This window comes from Sphingobium lignivorans (genome assembly GCF_014203955.1).
Lineage (GTDB): Bacteria > Pseudomonadota > Alphaproteobacteria > Sphingomonadales > Sphingomonadaceae > Sphingobium > Sphingobium lignivorans.
Genome location: NZ_JACHKA010000001.1, coordinates 4,137,776 through 4,155,600, shown reverse-complemented (window position 1 = coordinate 4,155,600; position 17,825 = coordinate 4,137,776). Strand labels below are relative to the sequence as shown.

General features: G+C 67.7%; 15 protein-coding genes and 1 pseudogene. 5 read left to right on the top strand and 11 right to left on the bottom strand.

The window, feature by feature from the left end; genetic code table 11:
• Nucleotides 1–23 precede the first annotated feature (23 nt).
• The 4 genes from pgeF to HNP60_RS19435 form a co-directional block, all read right to left on the bottom strand.
• Nucleotides 24–791, bottom strand: a complete 768-nt coding sequence (pgeF, locus tag HNP60_RS19450; RefSeq protein ID WP_184156690.1) for a peptidoglycan editing factor PgeF — start codon at nucleotides 789–791, stop codon at nucleotides 24–26.
• The gene (locus tag HNP60_RS19445; RefSeq protein WP_338056747.1) at nucleotides 788–1,801 is read right to left on the bottom strand and encodes a class I SAM-dependent methyltransferase; all 1,014 of its coding nucleotides are present in this window, start codon (nucleotides 1,799–1,801) and stop codon (nucleotides 788–790) included. The genes pgeF and HNP60_RS19445 overlap by 4 nt, the downstream gene beginning before the upstream one ends.
• Nucleotides 1,791–2,663 (bottom strand): prolipoprotein diacylglyceryl transferase, encoded by an 873-nt coding sequence (lgt, locus tag HNP60_RS19440; RefSeq protein ID WP_184051963.1) that lies wholly within the window; start codon nucleotides 2,661–2,663, stop codon nucleotides 1,791–1,793. Before lgt ends, HNP60_RS19445 begins: the two co-directional genes overlap by 11 nt.
• Nucleotides 2,664–2,787: 124 nt before the next feature.
• Nucleotides 2,788–3,312 (bottom strand): sterol desaturase family protein, encoded by a 525-nt coding sequence (locus HNP60_RS19435; RefSeq protein ID WP_184156688.1) that lies wholly within the window; start codon nucleotides 3,310–3,312, stop codon nucleotides 2,788–2,790.
• A gap of 116 nt (nucleotides 3,313–3,428) precedes the next feature.
• On the opposite strand from HNP60_RS19435, the pseudogene HNP60_RS19430 reads away from it, so the two are divergent.
• Nucleotides 3,429–4,067, top strand: a pseudogene (locus tag HNP60_RS19430) (peptidylprolyl isomerase); the annotation flags it as partial.
• Nucleotides 4,068–4,219: 152 nt separating this feature from the next.
• Here the strand turns inward: HNP60_RS19430 and HNP60_RS19425 are convergent.
• From HNP60_RS19425 to sseA, 3 genes are all read right to left on the bottom strand, one after another.
• Nucleotides 4,220–4,984: a TorF family putative porin gene (locus HNP60_RS19425; protein ID WP_184156686.1), complete on the bottom strand. Its 765-nt coding sequence runs from the start codon at nucleotides 4,982–4,984 to the stop codon at nucleotides 4,220–4,222.
• Between the two features lie 282 nt (nucleotides 4,985–5,266).
• Complete coding sequence (gene metC, locus HNP60_RS19420) at nucleotides 5,267–6,493, bottom strand: cystathionine beta-lyase (RefSeq protein ID WP_184156683.1); 1,227 nt, start codon at nucleotides 6,491–6,493, stop codon at nucleotides 5,267–5,269.
• Nucleotides 6,490–7,335 (bottom strand): 3-mercaptopyruvate sulfurtransferase, encoded by an 846-nt coding sequence (gene sseA / locus HNP60_RS19415; protein WP_184156681.1) that lies wholly within the window; start codon nucleotides 7,333–7,335, stop codon nucleotides 6,490–6,492. Before sseA ends, metC begins: the two co-directional genes overlap by 4 nt.
• Before the next feature lie 77 nt (nucleotides 7,336–7,412).
• Here sseA and queF point away from each other — a divergent pair, with 77 nt between their 5' ends.
• On the top strand, nucleotides 7,413–7,859 hold the full coding sequence (queF, locus tag HNP60_RS19410) for a preQ(1) synthase (protein ID WP_184156679.1): 447 nt from the start codon (nucleotides 7,413–7,415) through the stop codon (nucleotides 7,857–7,859).
• Nucleotides 7,860–8,023: 164 nt separating this feature from the next.
• On the opposite strand, the gene HNP60_RS19405 is transcribed toward queF, so the two are convergent.
• The 4 genes from HNP60_RS19405 to hflK form a co-directional block, all read right to left on the bottom strand.
• The gene (locus HNP60_RS19405; RefSeq protein WP_184156677.1) at nucleotides 8,024–9,622 is read right to left on the bottom strand and encodes a helicase HerA-like domain-containing protein; all 1,599 of its coding nucleotides are present in this window, start codon (nucleotides 9,620–9,622) and stop codon (nucleotides 8,024–8,026) included.
• Between the two features lie 139 nt (nucleotides 9,623–9,761).
• On the bottom strand, nucleotides 9,762–11,264 hold the full coding sequence (locus HNP60_RS19400) for a Do family serine endopeptidase (protein ID WP_184156675.1): 1,503 nt from the start codon (nucleotides 11,262–11,264) through the stop codon (nucleotides 9,762–9,764).
• A 158-nt stretch (nucleotides 11,265–11,422) separates the two neighbouring features.
• Nucleotides 11,423–12,268 carry an SPFH domain-containing protein gene (hflC, locus tag HNP60_RS19395; RefSeq protein WP_184156673.1) on the bottom strand — a complete coding sequence of 282 codons (846 nt, stop codon included), beginning with the start codon at nucleotides 12,266–12,268 and terminating at the stop codon, nucleotides 11,423–11,425.
• The gene (gene hflK, locus HNP60_RS19390; protein ID WP_184156671.1) at nucleotides 12,265–13,374 is read right to left on the bottom strand and encodes an FtsH protease activity modulator HflK; all 1,110 of its coding nucleotides are present in this window, start codon (nucleotides 13,372–13,374) and stop codon (nucleotides 12,265–12,267) included. The genes hflC and hflK overlap by 4 nt, the downstream gene beginning before the upstream one ends.
• A 182-nt stretch (nucleotides 13,375–13,556) precedes the next feature.
• Here hflK and HNP60_RS19385 point away from each other — a divergent pair, with 182 nt between their 5' ends.
• Genes HNP60_RS19385 through hemH form a run of 3 tightly spaced genes read left to right on the top strand, consistent with a single transcriptional unit; the run spans nucleotide 13,557 to nucleotide 17,810 of the window.
• The gene (locus HNP60_RS19385) at nucleotides 13,557–14,513 is read left to right on the top strand and encodes an Mrp/NBP35 family ATP-binding protein (RefSeq protein ID WP_184157200.1); all 957 of its coding nucleotides are present in this window, start codon (nucleotides 13,557–13,559) and stop codon (nucleotides 14,511–14,513) included.
• Complete coding sequence (locus HNP60_RS19380) at nucleotides 14,506–16,785, top strand: xanthine dehydrogenase family protein molybdopterin-binding subunit (RefSeq protein WP_184156669.1); 2,280 nt, start codon at nucleotides 14,506–14,508, stop codon at nucleotides 16,783–16,785. The genes HNP60_RS19385 and HNP60_RS19380 overlap by 8 nt, the downstream gene beginning before the upstream one ends.
• Nucleotides 16,782–17,810: a ferrochelatase gene (gene hemH, locus HNP60_RS19375; protein WP_184156667.1), complete on the top strand. Its 1,029-nt coding sequence runs from the start codon at nucleotides 16,782–16,784 to the stop codon at nucleotides 17,808–17,810. Before HNP60_RS19380 ends, hemH begins: the two co-directional genes overlap by 4 nt.
• The last annotated feature ends 15 nt before the right edge of the window (nucleotides 17,811–17,825 follow it).

Genomic DNA, 17,825 nt, shown 5'->3' with positions numbered 1-17,825 from the left:
GGTGCGGCGCGCTTGCCGGCTGGTCAGGCCTGCGCGATCCCGATCAATGATATCTGCCGCCCATAGCCCGGTTCTCCTGCATGGCAGGCACGGCGATAGGAGAAGAAGCGCTCTGGCTGGCTGTACGTGTCCTCATCCAGCATGGTGACGGCACCGACGCCGGCGGCGGCCAGACGCGCGGCGACATAGCCGGCAATGTCGAACTGGAGATGGCCGGGCCGCCCGGCCGAGAAGAAGCGAGCATCCTCTCCATCGCGCGCGAGGAACGGTGCTTCGAAGCCGGCGCTGACTTCATAGCTCGCCCGGCCGATGCACGGGCCGATCGCGCAGGCGATGCCTTCTCGTGCGGCGCCGAGCGCGACCATGGCGTCAAGCGTCGCTTCCGCGACACCGGTCAGTGCGCCTTTCCAGCCGGCATGGGCTGCGCCCACGACCCGGCCGGTCTCGTCGGCGAAGAGGATCGGCACGCAATCGGCGGTGAGGATGCCCAGCAGCAAGCCGGGCCGATCCGTCACCAGCGCGTCGGCGCGCGGGCGCGCGTCAAGCGGGATTGCCTCCGTGACCGTGACGACGTCGGCGGAATGGACCTGATGCAGAGTGACCAGAGCCGAGCCGGGAAGGACGGCATCGCGTGCGAGATCCCGGTTGCGCAGGATCGCCTCCCGCTCGTCGTCAGATCCCAGGCCCACATTGAGGCCGGCATGGATGCCCGTCGACACGCCGCCCTGTCGGCCGAGAAAGCCATGGGGCACCATGCCGAGTGACGCCGCGCGGATAACTTCGATGGTCATGCAAATCCTGCCGGTTGGGGCCATTCGGGGTGGCGAAGAGCGAGAACGCGGAAAAGCCGGCCCATCTGATCGGGAGCGACCAGCCTTTGCATGGCTTCGTCCAGCTCCTGTCCGCGTCCCGGATTGGCGCGCTTCAGAGCATCGGCCCGCGCCTGAATGCCGAGGTGCGTGAGGAAGGCGCCCTGACCGATGCAGGGCGAAGGCCGCAATCCCTGCGCGCGGCCGACGGCAGCCAGCATCGCGAAATCGACATGCGCGGTGAGATCGCGCGAACCGGGCGCCTCCAGTGGGTCGGCATAGCGATGAGCGCTCATGGCCTGCAGCGTATCGCCGGTTGCCGGCCCCTCATAGCCGTAATCGATCGCGAGCAGGGCGCCTCCCTGGCGAGCGATCCTGCCCGCGAGTGACGCCATGATCGCCTCTCCGGCAGGGCATTGCTCGACGATCGCGCCGATGGGGGCATCGGCCAGCGGGGCGGGGATGTCGTCCGCCCGGTCCTCATCGCCGGTCGTGAAGCGCGTGCCCGCGACCATCCGCTCGCGCCAGCCGCGGGGCGTGCGCTCGAACTGCCTGATCGGCAGAGCATCGAAGAATTCATTGGCGACGACGACGATCGGCCGGTCGGCGGGCAGGCTGTCGATGGTCTCGTGCGAGAGGGCGCCGGGCACCGCCTCGGCCTGCCTGCGGCGCAGCACCGGGCTCGTTTCCACGAAATGGACAGGCGGTGCGAGGCCAGCGCCTTTCATCGCGCGCAAGGCGTCGGCGGCCAGCGTGCCCCGGCCCGGGCCCAGTTCCACATAGGCCGCATGCTCGCCAGCGCCTGCCCGCAGAACGAGATCGGCCCAGCACAGGCCGATCAGCTCTCCGAACATCTGGCTGATCTCCGGTGCGGTCGTGAAATCGCCGGCGCGGCCGAGCGGATCGCGGCTGCCGTAATAAGCCGCGTTGGCGGCGGCCATGAAGTCAAGCACCGAGAGAAGCGAAGCCCCGTCGGCGCCCTCAGGCGACACTGTTCGTCCCGGCCGTCGGTTCCACGCGGGTGCGCCGGCCCTTCGCCGTGACGACGAGATAGAGGCCAAGCACCAGCAGCGGGATGGTGAGCCACTGGCCCATGTGAAGGCCGGTGCGCTCGGCGAACTCCATCAGCTGCGCATCGGCCTCGCGGTAGAATTCGACGAAGAACCGCGCCGCGCCATAGCCGAGTGCGGCGATGCCGAAGAGCTTGCCCGGCTCGTAGCGGGCATTGGTCTTCCAGAAGAAGAAGGCGAGGATGGCGAACAGCACCGGCCCTTCCAGCATCGCTTCATAAAGCTGGCTGGGGTGGCGCGGCAGGTCGCCCGGCGCATCGGGGAAGACGATGGCCCAGGGCACGCTCGTCACCTTGCCCCACAGCTCGCCATTCACGAAATTGGCGAGGCGGCCGAAGAACAGCCCGAACGGCACCACGCAGGCGATATAATCGCACACGCGCAGGAAGCTCAGGCCCTCGCGCCGTGCCATCCACCAGATCGCGACGATCACGCCGATGGTGCCGCCGTGCAGGGACATGCCGCCCTCCCACAGCTTGAAGATGTCGAGCGGGCGCAGGAAGATGTCGGGCTGGTAGAACAGCACATAGCCCAGCCGGCCGCCCAGGATGATGCCGAGCGTGGCGTAGAAGATGAAATCGTCCGCGTGGCGGCGGGCCATCGGCGCGCCGGGTTGGCGGATCAGCACGGTCAGATACCAGTAGCCGATCAGGATGCCGGCCAGATAGGCCAGGCTGTACCATTTGATCGTGAAGAAGCCGAGGTCGAGCGCAACCGGGTTCAAACCCAGGCTGTCGAAGTGGATGGACTGGGCGGCAGCGGCCGCGAGCAACGCAATCGTCAATTCTTTTCCCCGGCGGTTCTGGGCTGCATGCGCGCTGCATAGTGCAAGACGGGAAGGAGACCAAGGCCGGAGAGAATGGGCATCAGGAGGCTGGGCCTGTCCTCCGGCCCTGCGCCGTTCCCGGCTATGATTTCCCGACGGTCGTTTCGGCAGCGCTGCCGGGCTGGCGGAGCCTGCCTTGCCCCATGCCCGCGAGCTGCTTCTTGAGTGACTCGGGCGAGGGCGCGACGAGGAAGCCGAAGCTCACATTGCCTTCGCGGGTCTCCACCACATGATGGAGCCTGTGCGCCTGGACGATCCGCTTCATATAGAGCGAGCGCGGCACATAATGATGCGCCACGCGGCGGTGGACGATGATGTCATGAAAGCCGAGATAGATGGCGCCGTAAGCGGCGATGCCGGCGCCGACGGCCGTGGCCCAGTTCCCCCAGCCCCATTGCACGCCCCCAAGGAGAAGCAGGATGGAGGGGAGGGCGAAGATCACGAAATAGAGATCGTTGAGTTCCCACCGGCCCGTTCGCGGCCGGTGATGGCTCGCGTGAAGGAACCAGCCGGGCCCATGCATCACCCAGCGATGCATGACATAGGCGAAGCCTTCCATCAGCGCGACGGTCACCAGGAACAGGAGGAGGAGCAGGGGCCAGCTCATGGCGCCGCTATAGGCGCGCGGCGCCGCGATGTGAATTGCCCACGATGCTTTTGGACGGGCGGCGCCTCGTCCCGTCCCGCCTTGCCTCGGGACGCGGTTGCGCTACCATCACGGCCATGAAGACGATCGTCCTTGCTCTTGCAGCCCTGGCCGTGGCCGGCGGGCCTATTTCTCCTCTCGCAGCGCAGGAGGTTCCGCCGGCACCTGACGCGGAAGCGGCCGCACCCGCGGTCCCGGCGCGGACCGTCCCCGTGGTCCTGACCACCGGGCGCGGGCCCATCACCATTGCGCTGGAGGTGGAGCGTGCCCCGCTCACCGCCGCCAATTTCCTGCGCTATGTCGACCAGAAGCGGCTCGACGGCACCGTCTTCTATCGTTCGTTCAAATGGAGCGACGGCACACCCGGCGGCTTCATCCAGGGCGGCACCCAGAACGACCCCAAGCGCATCCTCAAGCCCGTCCCACACGAGCCGACGAGCCAGACGGGGCTTTCCCATGTCGACGGCGCAATCTCGCTGGCACAGGGCGAGCCAGGCACGGGCACCGGCGACTTCTTCATCATCCTGGGAGACATGACCGGCTTCGATGCGGACGAGAAGCAGCCGGGATTCGCCGTGTTCGGGCGGATCGTCGAAGGCATGGACGTGGTCCGCGCGATTGCCGATTCACCCCGTAGCCCCACGGCGGGCGAAGGCGTGATGAAAGGAGAGATGCTCGAACCGCAGATCCGCATCGTCACCGCGCGGCGTGCGCCGGCCCGCGAAGGCGGGTCAGTAGCGACTCGCATGTCCGGCACGGATGGGCCGGCGCTTCCGAATAATAGGGCTGAACGAAATGAGGCTGCGGCCCGGCCCGCAGCCTCCTTGCAAGCCGCCGTTCCCACGGACGGCGGCCTGTTTTCATGGGTTCAGAAGGATGCGCCGACCGAGAAGATCACCGCGCCATCCGCGCCGAGGTCCTCGGCGCCCGTGCCCGGCGCATAAGACCGCTGCCGGGCTTCATCCGTGTTCACATAATGGACGCCGAAGGTGAGCGGCCCATAGCCGCCGGAGACGCCGACCGAATAATCCCAGACATGATGGTCAGGGCCATAGCCGCCCAGGAAGGAATTGCTCTTGGCATAGCCGATATGGCCATCCACGGTCAGCGGGGTGTTGGGCACGGTGATCGAAGGCTCGGCGTGCACATAGATGGCGGACGACTTCTCGCCCGTATCTAGGCTGGCCAGCGAGGCCTGATCCCAGGCATAATTGATGCCGACGGCGAGCGAGGCGGGGCCATAAGTGCCGGTCAGCGTGACATAGGGCTCGACGATGGTCGAATCGCTGTAGCCGGCCTTGGGATAGATATAGGCCAGGATGCCGACATCCACATTGAGGCCCTCCGCCACATCCGTGGTGTAGCCGCCGAAGACGTCGATCTCGGCATTGCCGGCAAAGCCGATGCTCGAGCCCCAGGTGCCGACATAGAAGCCGCTCTCGTGGCTGATATCGATGCCCGCCTGCACCGCGATGTTCTCGTTGCTCTGGCTGAAGCCACGGAAGCGATAGTCGGAAACGAGGGTGGCGGAGCCGGAAATGGTTACTGGGCTGCTGGCCTCCTCCTGGGCCAGTGCTGGCGTCGCGGAAGCAAGGATAGCGAAGGCCGAAAGGCCGATGATGGACTTGCGCATGGTATTCCCCTTGTCGAGATAAATGCGATCGTCCCTACCTGCGGTTACGGCGATCCCTTCATTATCCCGCCCCTGGAGGCAGCCGAGGAACCTGTCCTGTATCCACGCGCAGGTTGCATCGCGTTGTGCATCGCACAAGCAAAATTTGTAACTTAATGTTGCTGAATCCGGCGCTGTTGCAGCTTTGCAACGCGTGGGAAGGCCATTCCCGGAACAGAAAGTGCAGAGAAAAAGAAACGAAAACAGATTCTTGTGAGAGGGAAGCCGGAGACCCGTGCGTGGTCAGGGGCCGATGGCCTCTTTCCAGACGGCGAGCGCCTGCTCGATATCGGCGATCAGGTCGGCGACGTCCTCAAGGCCGATATTGACGCGCACGAGCGGACCCCGCGCCGGGGCAGTCGCGCTCCGCAGACCTTTGAGGTCGACGGGAATGGCGAGGCTCTCATATCCGCCCCAGCTATAGCCGATGCCGAACAGGCCAAGGCTGTCGATGAAGGCGGCGCGTTCCCGCTCGCCGCCGCCCGCGAGCTCGAACGCGAAGAGGCCGGTGCCGCTGGCGAAGTCGCGCAGGAAGATGTCATGCCCGGCGCAGTCGGGGAGTGCCGGATGCAGCACGCGCGCCACTTCCGGCCGCCCGGAGAGCCAGCGCGCGATGGCGAGCGCGCTTTCGCCCTGATGCTTGAGCCGCACCGCCAGCGTGCGCAAGCCGCGCAGGGCGAGCCATGCATCGTCCGGACTGGCCATCTGGCCGAGCGTGTGCGCGCCCTGGCGGATGCGGGGCCAGAGCGCGGCATTGGCGCTGACCGAACCCATCATGACATCGCTATGGCCGACGATATACTTCGTGCAGGCGAGGATGGAGACGTCCACACCCATGCCCAGCCCCGGCAGCAGCAGCGGCGTCGCCCAGGTGTTGTCGAGCAGCGTGATGATGCCGCGCTCCCGCGCCGCCGCGACGATGGCCGGAATGTCCTGCACCTCGAAAGTGAGGCTGCCGGGACTTTCCATGAAGATTGCCCGCGTGTTCGCATGGAACAGGTCCGCGATCCCGCTGCCGATCAGCGGATCATAATAGCGCGTCGTGATGCCCATCTCGCGCAGCAACCCCTCGCACAGGGCGCGCGTGGGCCCATAGACGCTGTCGACCATGAGCAGTTCGTCGCCCGGGCGCAGTAGAGCCAGCAAGGCGCCCGATATGGCCGCGACACCGGAGGGGTAGAGCATCGTGCCCGCCGCTTCCGGCTCCATCTGCGTGATGGCTTCGGCCAGCGCCCAGCTCGTCGGCGCGCCGCGCCGGCCATAATAGAGGCGATGCGGATCGTTGACGTCCGCGCTGCGCAGATGCGCGACGTCCTCGTAGAGGATGGTCGATGCCCGCCATACCGGCGGATTGACGATGCCGCCCGGTTGCCCCGGCATGCCCGTCCACTCCGCGCGCCGCCCGGCCTGGACAAGCCGCGTGGCGGCGCTCAGCGGCTTGCCGCCCTTGTCCTTCCCGCTGTCGCTCATGCCGGCCCGGTCGCCTTGGGCGTGGCGGGATCGGCCCCCCATTCCGACCAGCTTCCGTCATAGATGCGCACGTCGTCCTTGCCGAGAAGCGCCGCGCCGAACAGGAGGTTGCAGGCCGTGACCCCGCTGCCGCAACTCATGATGAGCGGCTTGCCGAGATCGACCCCGGCATCGGCGAAGCTGCGCTGCAGCGCTTCGCCGCGCTTCCACCGGCCATCGGGTTCGAGCATCATGCCGGTGGGCATGTTGGCCGAGCCGGGAATATGGCCGGACGCCATGCCCGGGCGCGGTTCGGGATCGGCGCCGCTGAAGCGGTCGGCCCCGCGCGCATCGACCACTTGCGCAGCGCAACTTTCCAGATTGGCGAGAACATCCGCCTTGGATGCGATGGCGCTGTCGTCCCGCTGCGCATCAAAGCCCTCCGACGCGGGGGGCGCGCCCGGGCCCTGCTCGACCGGCCGCCCTTCCGCCATCCAGCGGGCAAGCCCGCCATCCAGGATCGCCACCTGCCGGGCCCCGAAAATGCGGAAGAGCCACCAAGCACGGCCGGCGCTCACCAGCGGGCTATTGTCGTAGACGACGATGCGATCATCCTGCCCGATGCCCAGCTCCGCCATGCGGGCGGCGAATTGCGCGTTCGTCGGCACGGTCGCGGGACGGGGATCGCCGGGATCGTTCAGCGACGACAGATCCAGGAACAGGGCACCGGCTATGTGCTTCTCCAGATACTCGGCATGGGCATCGCGCGGCGTGCCGGGCAGGAAGGATGTCGCATCCACGATGCGCAGATCGGCGGCACCGAGGGCATCGGCCAGCCACTGGGTTGAAACAAGCAGATCCATGGCCTTTCCCCTTCTCCCGTTTGCCGTCATGCGCAAGGGGGTTCGCGCCGGGCGGGAATCATATTAAAGGCCCGGCCATGACACTCAAGCATCTGGGCCAGTCGAGCGCCCTTCCCGCAAGCCCCGAGGACGCGGTTCTGGACTATGTGCCGAACCCCCGGCAGGGGCGCCCCTATCTTGTGCGCTTCTCGGCGCCCGAATTCACCTCGCTCTGCCCGGTGACCGGCCAGCCCGATTTCGCGCATCTGGTCATCGATTATGTGCCAGGCGAGACGATCGTCGAATCCAAGTCGCTCAAGCTGTTCCTCGGCAGCTTCCGCAACCATGCTGCCTTTCACGAGGACTGCACGGTCGGCATCGGCGAGCGCCTGTTCACGGAGATGCGGCCGCTATGGCTGCGCATCGGTGGCTACTGGTATCCGCGCGGCGGCATTCCCATCGATGTCTTCTGGCAGTCCGGCCCGCCGCCGGAGGGCGTGTGGCTGCCCGATCAGGGCGTGCCGGGCTATCGCGGACGCGGTTGATCGCTTCGGTCGATCAGGTTTCCGCGAAAGTTTACAAAGTTCACGCCATGGGTCGTGAGGTTCTGGTCTCCCGCGCGGGACACTGATCGACTGCATCGATTAAACCTGGCTTGCATGGTGATCGCATGCGGTCGTCATGCCATCGGCGGCGCCCTGTAGGACAGCTATTTGAACAGGCCGCCGAGCACGCCGCGCACCAGCTTGCCGACCAGACCGCCACTTCGGCTGCGGGACGATCCGCCGAGGATCTGCTTGCCGAGTTCGTTCGCGACCTGCCGGCCGATCGACGAGCCGGCAGATCGCGTGGCCGACTGGATCGCCCGGTCGAGATTGGAGGGCTTGGCCGCCTCGCGCGCCCGGGCCCGGGCCTCGACCTCGCGCTGTCTCGCCTCGACCTTCGCCTGCGCGGCGGCGGCCTTGTCCGCCTCGGCCTGCGCTTTCTCGGCAGCGGCCGCGGCGATGGCGGCATCGGCACGCGCCGCGAGAATCTCCTCGGCCGATTCGCGGTCGACTTCCTCCTCATACTGGCCCTCGCAGGGCGAGATGGACTGGATGATCGCCCGCTCCTTGGCGTCCAGCGGCCCCAGCCGGGAGCGCGGCGGCGCGATGAGCGTACGCTGGACGATGGACGGCGATCCATCCTCCTGAAGCAGCGACACCAGTGCCTCGCCGACCCGTAGCTGCGTGATGGCCTCGGCGACATCCAGCGCGGGATTGGGCCGGAAGGTCTCGGCGGCTGCCTTGATCGCCTTCTGCTCGCGCGGCGTGAAGGCACGCAGCGCATGCTGAACGCGATTACCGAACTGCCCGGCAATATCCTCGGGAATGTCGATCGGGTTCTGCGTCACGAAATAGATGCCCACGCCCTTCGAGCGGATGAGCCGCACCACCTGCTCGATCTTGTCGACCAGGGCCTTTGGCGCGTCGTCGAACAGCAGATGCGCTTCGTCGAAGAAGAAGACGAGCACCGGCTTGTCCGGATCGCCGACCTCGGGAAGCGTCTGGAACAGTTCGGACATCAGCCAGAGCAGGAACGTGCCATAGAGCCGGGGGCTCTGCATGAGCTTGTCCGCCGCAAGGATGTTGATGTAGCCGCGCCCCTTCTCGTCGATCCGGATGAAATCCTGGATGTCGAGCGCCGGCTCACCGAAGAAATGCCCGCCGCCCTGCGATTCGAGCTGGAGAAGCTGGCGCTGGATTGCGCCGACGCTGGCCTTGCTGACATTGCCGTAGCGGGCCGTGAGCTCGTCCGCCTTCTCGCTGCAATAAGCGAGCATGGATTGCAGATCCTCCAGATTGAGGAGCAACAGCCCTTCCTCGTCGGCGAGGCGGAAGGCGATGGTCAGCACACCCTCCTGCGTCTCGTTGAGACCCATGATGCGGGCCAGCAGCAAGGGGCCCATTTCCGAGACGGTGGTGCGGATCGGATGACCCTGCTCGCCATAGAGATCCCAGAACATGGCGGGATTGTCAGAAAAGGCATAATCGGTGAGGCCGATTTCCTGCGCGCGGGCGATCAGCTTGTCGGCATTCTTCGCGGTCGGCGAGCCGGCCATGGCAATGCCCGAGAGATCGCCCTTCACATCCGCGACGAACACCGGCACGCCCCGGGCGGAGAAGCTCTCGGCAAGGCCCTGCAGCGTGACCGTCTTGCCCGTGCCGGTGGCGCCGGCGATCAGGCCGTGGCGATTGGCGCGGCGCAGGACGAGCTTCTGCGGCTCCCCGCCGCCAAGGCCGATGAAGATGGATGTCTCGTCCGTCATTGCCCTTACCCTCCCATGTCGGGCCGCGCGCGGCCCGGGCAGAACCCGTCGCTATAGCTTTTGCGCTCAACGCGCCGCGCGGCAACGAAAAAGGGCGCGTTCCCACGCGCCCTTTCCGTAAATGCCCTGATCGCGATCCTTACTGGCTGCGCAGGCGAACCGCCAGGAAGATGGGCGGGCTGCCGCGCCGCAGGATCTGGAGCAGGACCGCATTGCGGCCGCTGTCCTTCGCGGCCTGCGCCGCCTTGCCCAGCTCGGCCTCGGTCGTGACGGGCTGGCCATTGGCCATCATCACCACGTCGCCGCGGCGCAGGCCCTTGGAGCCGGCATCCGTCGAAGGATCGACCGCGGAGATGACGACGCCGCGCGTCTCCGTCGCGATGCCGAGCTGGCGAGCGATGTTCGGCGTGAGCGGCTGGACGGCAAGGCCGAGCAGCTGCTGGGAGGCCTGCCGGGTGCTCTGCTCGTCCTGATCGGAGAAATCGTCCGGGTTCTGCTGCGAGAAGTTGGCCAGCTCCTCCTCGGGCGGGCGCTCGCCGATCGTGGCGCGCACCGTCACCGTCTTGCCGCCGCGCACCAGCTCGATCGGCACGGTCGTGCCGACCGGGAGGCTCGAGACGATGTAGGACAGGGTCTCGTCCGGGGTCACGGTGCGTCCGTTGATCTTGGTGATGACGTCGCCGGCGCGGATGCCGGCCTTCTCGGCGGCCTTGCCGCTCTCCACCGCCTGCACGAACTCGCCGCGATTCTTGGGCAGGCCGAGCGATTCGGCCATGTCGTCCGAAAGCTGGCTGATCTGGATGCCGAGATAGCCGCGCTGGACATTCTGGCCCTTGCGCAGCGTTTCGATCACCGGGACGGCCTGCTCTGCGGGAATGGCGAAGCCGATGCCGACATTGCCGCCGGTGGGCGAGAGGATCTGGCTGTTGATGCCGATGACGTTGCCGTGCATGTCGAACATCGGGCCGCCGGAATTGCCCTGGTTGATCGAAGCGTCGGTCTGGATGAAGCGCTCGGCACCGCCGGTGTTGCGGTGAAGCGCGGAAATAATGCCTGCCGTCACGGTGCTGCCGATGCCGAACGGATTGCCGATGGCCACCACCCAGTCACCCACGCGCGCGCGGCTGGAATCGCCGAACTTGACGAACGGCAGCGGTTTGTCGGCATTGATCTTGAGCACCGCGAGGTCCGAGCGCGGATCGGTGCCGACCAGCTTGGCCTTGTATTCCGTGCGATCGGGCAGCGTGACGGTGATCTCGTCCACCGTCGCGCCGCGCGCGCCGGGCGCGACCACATGGTTGTTGGTGACGACATAGCCGTCGGCCGAAATGATGAACCCGGAGCCGAGCGACTGGGCCTGGCGCGTCTGCGGGCCGCCCTCGCCGAAGCCGAAGAGGCCGCCGAAGGGCGTACCGGCAAAGGGATTCTGCACCTGCACCCGCTGGCGCGTGGAGATGTTGACGACGGCCGGCTGGAGCTTCTCGACCATGTCGGCGAGGCTGGCCGGGGCACCCTGCGGCGCGGCGGCCGCGGTACCTTCGTTCTGGGCGGTCTGGGCGATCACGCTCGTCGAATGGGACGTCAGAGCAAGCGTGGTTCCGCCGAGGAGCAAAGCTGCGGTAATTGCGTAAGCGTAGCGCACGAAAACCTTCCTCTCAATCAAACTGTCTTCATGGCGTCCTGCCCCGGTTCAACCCGAGAAAGGACCCGATGGGCTCCCCATGAGGGGCCATGACGAGCGCCGGATTAACCGGCATTGAATGGACCGCACGGCGCCCCGGGGCGCCGCGCCGGCCCCATTCACCGTCCCCGGAACTGCCGGAGATAATCATTGTCCGCGCCCAGGATCGCGCTGGTCTCTCCCTGGCTGTCCTGCGCGAAGGTCGTGCGGTAGGACTGCATGGCACGGTAGAAGTCGTAGAACTGCGGATCCTTGCCGAAGCTTGCCGCGTAGACCTTCGCGGCGGCGGCGTCGGCCTCGGCGCGAATGATCTGGGCACGGCGGGCACCCTCGGCCCGGATGGTCAGCGCTTCCTGCTCGCGCGCGGTGCGCATACGCTGGAACGCGCTCTGCAGTGGCGTGCCGTCCGGCAGATCGGCACGCATGATCCGCACGTCGATGATCTCCGCGCCATATTGGGCGGCGACCCGGTTGAGGCTGCGGTTGATGTTCTGCATCACTTCGCTGCGCTCGGGGCTCAGCAGCATGTCGAACCGCCGCTTGCCCAGCTCGTTACGCAGCGCGGAACCGAGGATCGGCCGCAGCGCGTCCACGACGCGCTCCTCACTCCCCGCCGAAATGTACATGCGGCGCGGATCGACGATGCGATAGCGGGCGAACGCGTCCACCTGCAGCCGGAGCTGGTCCGTGGACAGCACCTGCTGGCGCTCCATCGCGACCGACTGGACGCGCTTGTCGATCCAGACGATCTGGTCGATGAACGGTGCACGGACCTTCAGGCCGGCGCCGGTATGGCCGAACGTCTCGTTGGGCTTGTAGCTGTTGTAGATGCGCACCGGCTCGCCGAAGCGCAGCACGACGGCCTGGCGCGTCTCGGGCACGATGGCGAAGGTGCTGCCGATGACGAACAGCGCGATCGTCGCCAGGACGGCGAGAATGACGGGGTTGCGGGTCACGGAACTCACTGGCCGCCTCCCTGCTGGGGCTGCGGACTGGCCTCGACGCTCGCGGTAGGCGTGCGCGGACGGATCGCCGGCAGCGGCAGATAAGGCGTCACGCCATTGGCCTCGATGATCGTCTTGTTCACGCCCGAAAGCACCTTTTCCATCGTCTCGTAATACATGCGGCGGCGCGTGACGTCCGGCGCGAGCCGGTATTCCTCATAGACCTTGTCGAACGCGGCGGCCTCGCCCTGCGACTGGGCGGCAAGCTGCTGCGAATAGGCGCGGGCCTGGTTGAGATAGGTTTCGGCGGCCTGCTGGGCGGCGCTCACTTCCTTGAAGGCGTCATTGACCGCGTCCGGCGGATCGGCCTGCTTGATGGCAACGCCCTGGATGCGCACGCCCGCGCCATAAGTGTCCAGGATGCCCTGCATGCGCTCCTGCACCTGGCTCTCGATGGCATTGCGGCCCGCGCCGAGCGCGTCGGTCAGCGAGACGTTCGCCACCACGGCGCGCATGGCCGATTCGGCCACCGCCGCGATGGTCGCGTCCGGATCGGCGATCTGGAAGGCATATTGCTGCGGATCGCGGATGTTCCAGCGCACCGAATAGCCCAGATTGATGATGTTCTGGTCGCCGGTGAGCACCAGCTTCTCGGATTCCTCGCCGGCCGAACCGAGATCGATGGTGCGGATCTCCTCGACGTCGATCACGGCGACGCTTTCGAGAGGTGCGGGGAGCGTCCAGTTGATGCCGGGGCCCAGCGTGCGGCTGTAGCTGCCGAGCATCGAGACGATGCCGCGTTCCTGCGGTCCGATCCGGTGTACGCTGGTCGTCGCAATCCAGATGAGCGCGACGCCGCCGAGCAGATAGGGCCAGATGGCGCGCCCGCCCGCGCGCGGCGGCAGGCCGCCGCCGAAGCTGTCACGCGCGCGGCGCAGCAGTTCGTCGATCGCGCTCGGCCCGCGCGTGCCACGGCCACCCGGCTCGCCGCGCGGCGGCGGCGTCCACGGGTTGCGCGGCCCGTCGCCGCCTCTTCCGGTCGATGGTTCCTCATCCCTGCTACCCCAGGGACCGCCTTCGCTCATCGCCGAGGGCTGGCCGGGGCGCTGCGTCATGTCTGTGTCCATCAGACTTCTATAGGGAGGCTATCCGGGGAAATACAGGGTGCGGGCGCCAATATTCCGCCCCCGACGCATAAATTCCGGCCTCCCGAAGCTTTGCGCCGGCGCCACTTGCGCTTAAGAGCGCCCGCATGAGTGATGGATCGAGGGACGCCGGACAGGCGATCGACGCGGCGCTGGCCGAGCGGATGGACATGACCGCGCAGGGGCGCGCCAGCGGGCTGCGCCTGCGCGACGGCGTGCTGAGCCTCGTTCTGGATGTCGGCGGTCTCGATCCGGCCGGGCGTGACGCGCTGGCGGAAAAGGTCACGCAGGCCGGCCGGGACCATCCGGGCATCACGGACGTGCGGATCGCCATGACGGCGGAGCGATCGGCCGCGCCGGTGATCGTCGCGGTTGGCTCCGGCAAGGGCGGCGTGGGCAAGTCGACGCTGGCGGTCAATCTCGCCGTGGCGCTCAAGCGGCTGGGCAAGCGGGTCGGCATGGTCGACGCGGACATTTACGGCCCGTCGCTGCCGCGACTGCTTGCAAGCGAGGGACAAAGGCCGGAAGCGGAAGGTAAGCGGCTTATCCCCGTGCCGAACGCGCAGGGCATTCCGATGCTTTCCATGGGCCATCTCGCCAAGCCCGGCCAGGCGATCGCGTGGCGCGGCCCGATGGCCGGCAATGCGCTGGGCCAGCTCATCGATGCCGACTGGCGTGGCACCGAACTGCTGATCGTCGATCTGCCGCCCGGCACCGGCGACGTGCAGCTCACCATGATCCAGCGCTACAAGCCGGCAGGCGCCGTCATCGTCTCGACGCCGCAGGACCTCGCGCTCATCGATGCCGCGCGCGCGATCAGTTTCTTCGATCAGGCCAAGGTGCCGGTCATCGGCATGGTCGAGAACATGGCGGGCTATGTCTGTCCGCATTGCGGGGAAGTGTCCGATCCCTTCGGCTCCGGCGGGGCCGAGGCGGAAGCGGCGGCGATGGGCCTGGCTTTCCTTGGCCGGGTTCCGCTGGACATCGCACTGCGCCGTGCCTCCGATGAGGGTCAACCGCCAGCGGCCGGCGACGATCCGGTCGGCGCGCCGTTCCGCGCCATTGCCGAGCGCGTGGCGCACTGGCTGGACGCGCAGCGCACGGGGGCACCGATTGGCTGAGACCGGCGATCGGCGGGCGGGCAAGGCGGCGAGGCTCCCGCGCCTCAGCCGCCGCGCCTTGCTGACCGGGGCCGCGGCCGGCGGCGGCCTGGCGCTGGCATGGGCAATCTGGCCGCGCCGTTACGAGCAGCAGGCCGATGTCGTGGAGGGCGAGACCGCCTTCGGCGCGTTCCTCAAGATCGACGGCAACGGGCAAGTCATCGTGATGGTCCCCCAGGCCGAGCTGGGGCAGGGCGTGTTCACGCTCTTCGCACAAATGGTCGCCGACGAGCTGGGAGCGGACTGGCGCACGGTTGCCGTCCAGCCGGCGCCGCCCGGGCCGCTTTATGCCAACCGGCTGCTCGCGCGCGAATGGTTCGACGGGCCCGTGCGGCAGGCCTTCGGGCAATGGGGCGAAAAGGCCATCGACGAATATGCCCTGCGGTCGACGCTGATGCTGACAGGCGGATCGACCTCGGTCCCCGCTTTCGCGGACGATCTGCGGCAGGCTGGCGCAGCGGCGCGCGTGCTGCTCTGCATGGCCGCCGCCGAGCGCTGGGCCGTCGGCTGGGAAAGCTGTGACATCCAGGGCGGGATCGTGACGGACGGCACGCGCCGAGCCCGCATCGGCGAGCTGGCGAGGGAAGCCGCCGCCTTCGATCTGCCGGCCGTGCTGCCCTATCGCCCCGAGCGACGCGACGAAGCGCTGCTCGGCGCGCCGCTGCCAAGGCTCGACGTGCCGTCCAAGATCGACGGCTCGGCCAACTATGCGGCCGACATCCGGTTGCCGGACATGATCTATGCCGCGATCCGCCAGGGGCCGGTCAATGCCGCGCGGCTCGACTCGATCAATGAAGCGGCCGCGCGTAAGGTGCCGGGCATGATCGGCATCGTGCGCGAGCAGGGCTGGGTCGCGGTGACGGCGCGTAACTGGTGGGCGGCCAACCAGGCGCTGGACCGGCTGGACCCCGTCTTCGTGCTCGATGGGCCGGAGGTGGACGAGGCGTCGATCAGCGCGGCGCTGGACGCGGCCTTCGACGGCAGCGACGGCGCCCGTTATTTCCGCCGGGGCGAGCTTGGCCCCGTGTTCGAGGGCGCGCGCATCGTGCGCGCTGATTATGACGTCGCGCCCGCCCTCCACCTCGCGCTGGAACCGATGGCCGCGACGGCGCGCGTGCGGCCGGACGATGTCGAGATCTGGATGCCGACGCAGGCGCCTGTCCCCGCGCGGCGGGCCGTGGCGCGCGCGCTGGACGTGAAGGAAAGCACCGTCACGGTCTATCCCCTGTTCGCGGGTGGCTCGTTCGGCATCAAGATGGAAGTGGAGGCGGGCGTGCAGGCCGCGCTGATCGCGCGCGCGGCGAAAGTGCCGGTGCAGCTCATGTGGTCCCGCTCGGAGGACATCATCCGCGATTGCCCCCGGCCGCCGGCGCGGGCGCGCATGGCCGCGAAGCTCGGCCCTGGCGGGCTGGTGGAAGGCTGGTCGGCCAAGGTCGCCGCGCCCGCCACGCTGGCCCAGCTCTGGCGCCGCATCGGCCATGGCGAGGCGCGCGGGCAAGCGCTGGCCGCGACGGCCGGCGAGGCGGACGCGCTGGCTGTCTCGGGCATGGACGTGCCTTATGGCATCCCCCATTTCGCCGTGGACCATTATCCCGCCGACATCGGCCTGCCGACCGGGCGCTGGCGGGGCAATGCGGACAGCTATGGTGCCTTCTTCACCGAGAGCTTCATCGACGAACTCGCGGTCATTGCGGGAGTCGAACCCCTGTCCTTCCGGATCCAGATGCTGGGCGGGCAGCCCCGCCTCGCGCAATGCCTCACCACGGTGGCAACGCTGGGCGGCTGGCAGGGCGGGGTCGCCGGCAGCGGACAGGGCATCGCCTGCCACATGATGCGCGGGGGCGCCATCGCCGTGCTCGTCGAGACCGCGCTGGAGCAAGGCAGGGTGGCGATGAAGCGCATCGTGGCCGTCGCGGACTGCGGCCGGCTGGTCAATCCGGACATCGCGCGGCAGCAGATCGAAGGCGGGCTGATCTTCGGCCTGGCCATGGCGCTCGGCGCCGCGCCGCGCTATCGCCGCTCGCTCCCGGAGGGCATGCGGCTCGGCGACTATGGCTTGCCGCGCCTGACGGATGTGGGGGAAATCACCGTGGAATTTCTGGACAGTGCCGCCGCACCGACCGGCGTCGGCGAAATCGGCGTGCCGGCGCTCGCGCCTGCGCTCGCGAGCGCGCTCTCGACGCTCACCGGCAAGCGCTACCGCCGGCTGCCGCTTGTGGAGCGGGCGGCATGAGCGGCGCGATGCCCGCCGGCCATGCGCCGGTCGCGTTCGGCAAGATCGCCGTGCTGCTCGTCAATCTCGGCACGCCGGACGATCCGGGGCCGGGCGCGGTGAAGCGCTATCTGCGCGAATTCCTGTCCGATCCCCGGGTGGTCGAGATCCCGCAATTGCTGTGGCAGCCGATCCTGCGCGGCATCATCCTCAACACCCGGCCGAAAAAATCATCCCACGCCTATCGCCAGGTCTGGATGGCGGATGGGTCCCCGCTCGCCGTCCATAGCCGGGATGCCGCGCACCGGCTGCAGGCGGCCTGGGGCGATGCCGTGACCGTCGACTGGGCGATGCGCTATGGCTCCCCCGGCATCGCGGCACGGCTCGCGGCGCTCAAGGACAGCGGCCACGATCGCATCCTCGTCGCGCCGCTCTATCCGCAATATTGCGCGGCGACGACGGCGACGGTGATGGACGAGGTCGGCCGCGCGCTGGCCGGCATGCGCTGGCAGCCCGCGATCCGCATGCTCCCCGCCTATCATGACGATCCCGGCTATATCGAGGTCCTGCGGGCGCGCACGGAGCGGCAGATCGCCGCGCTGCCCTTCGTGCCCGATCGCATCCTCGCAAGCTTCCACGGCATGCCGCAGCGCACGCTGGAGCTGGGCGATCCCTATCATTGCCAGTGCCTGAAGACCGCGAGGCTGCTGGGCGAGGCGCTGGGCCGGGAAGTGCTGGTGTCGTTTCAATCGCGGTTCGGGCGCGCGAAATGGCTGGAGCCCGCCACCGACAAAGTGCTGGAAGCACTACCGGGAAAAGGCGTGACGTCGCTCGCGGTGCTCACGCCGGGCTTCTCGGCAGACTGCGTGGAGACGCTGGAAGAAGTCGCGCTGCGCGGAAAGGAGAGCTTTCTGGGTTCGGGCGGCCGGAATTTCGCCTTTTTGCCCTGTCTAAACGCGGACGCGGACGCTATTCGATTCTACCAGGCGCTGCTGGGTCGTGAACTGGCGGGCTGGACGGAGGGGTTGCCGCGCCAGGATGGCTGACATGTCGGATTGAGA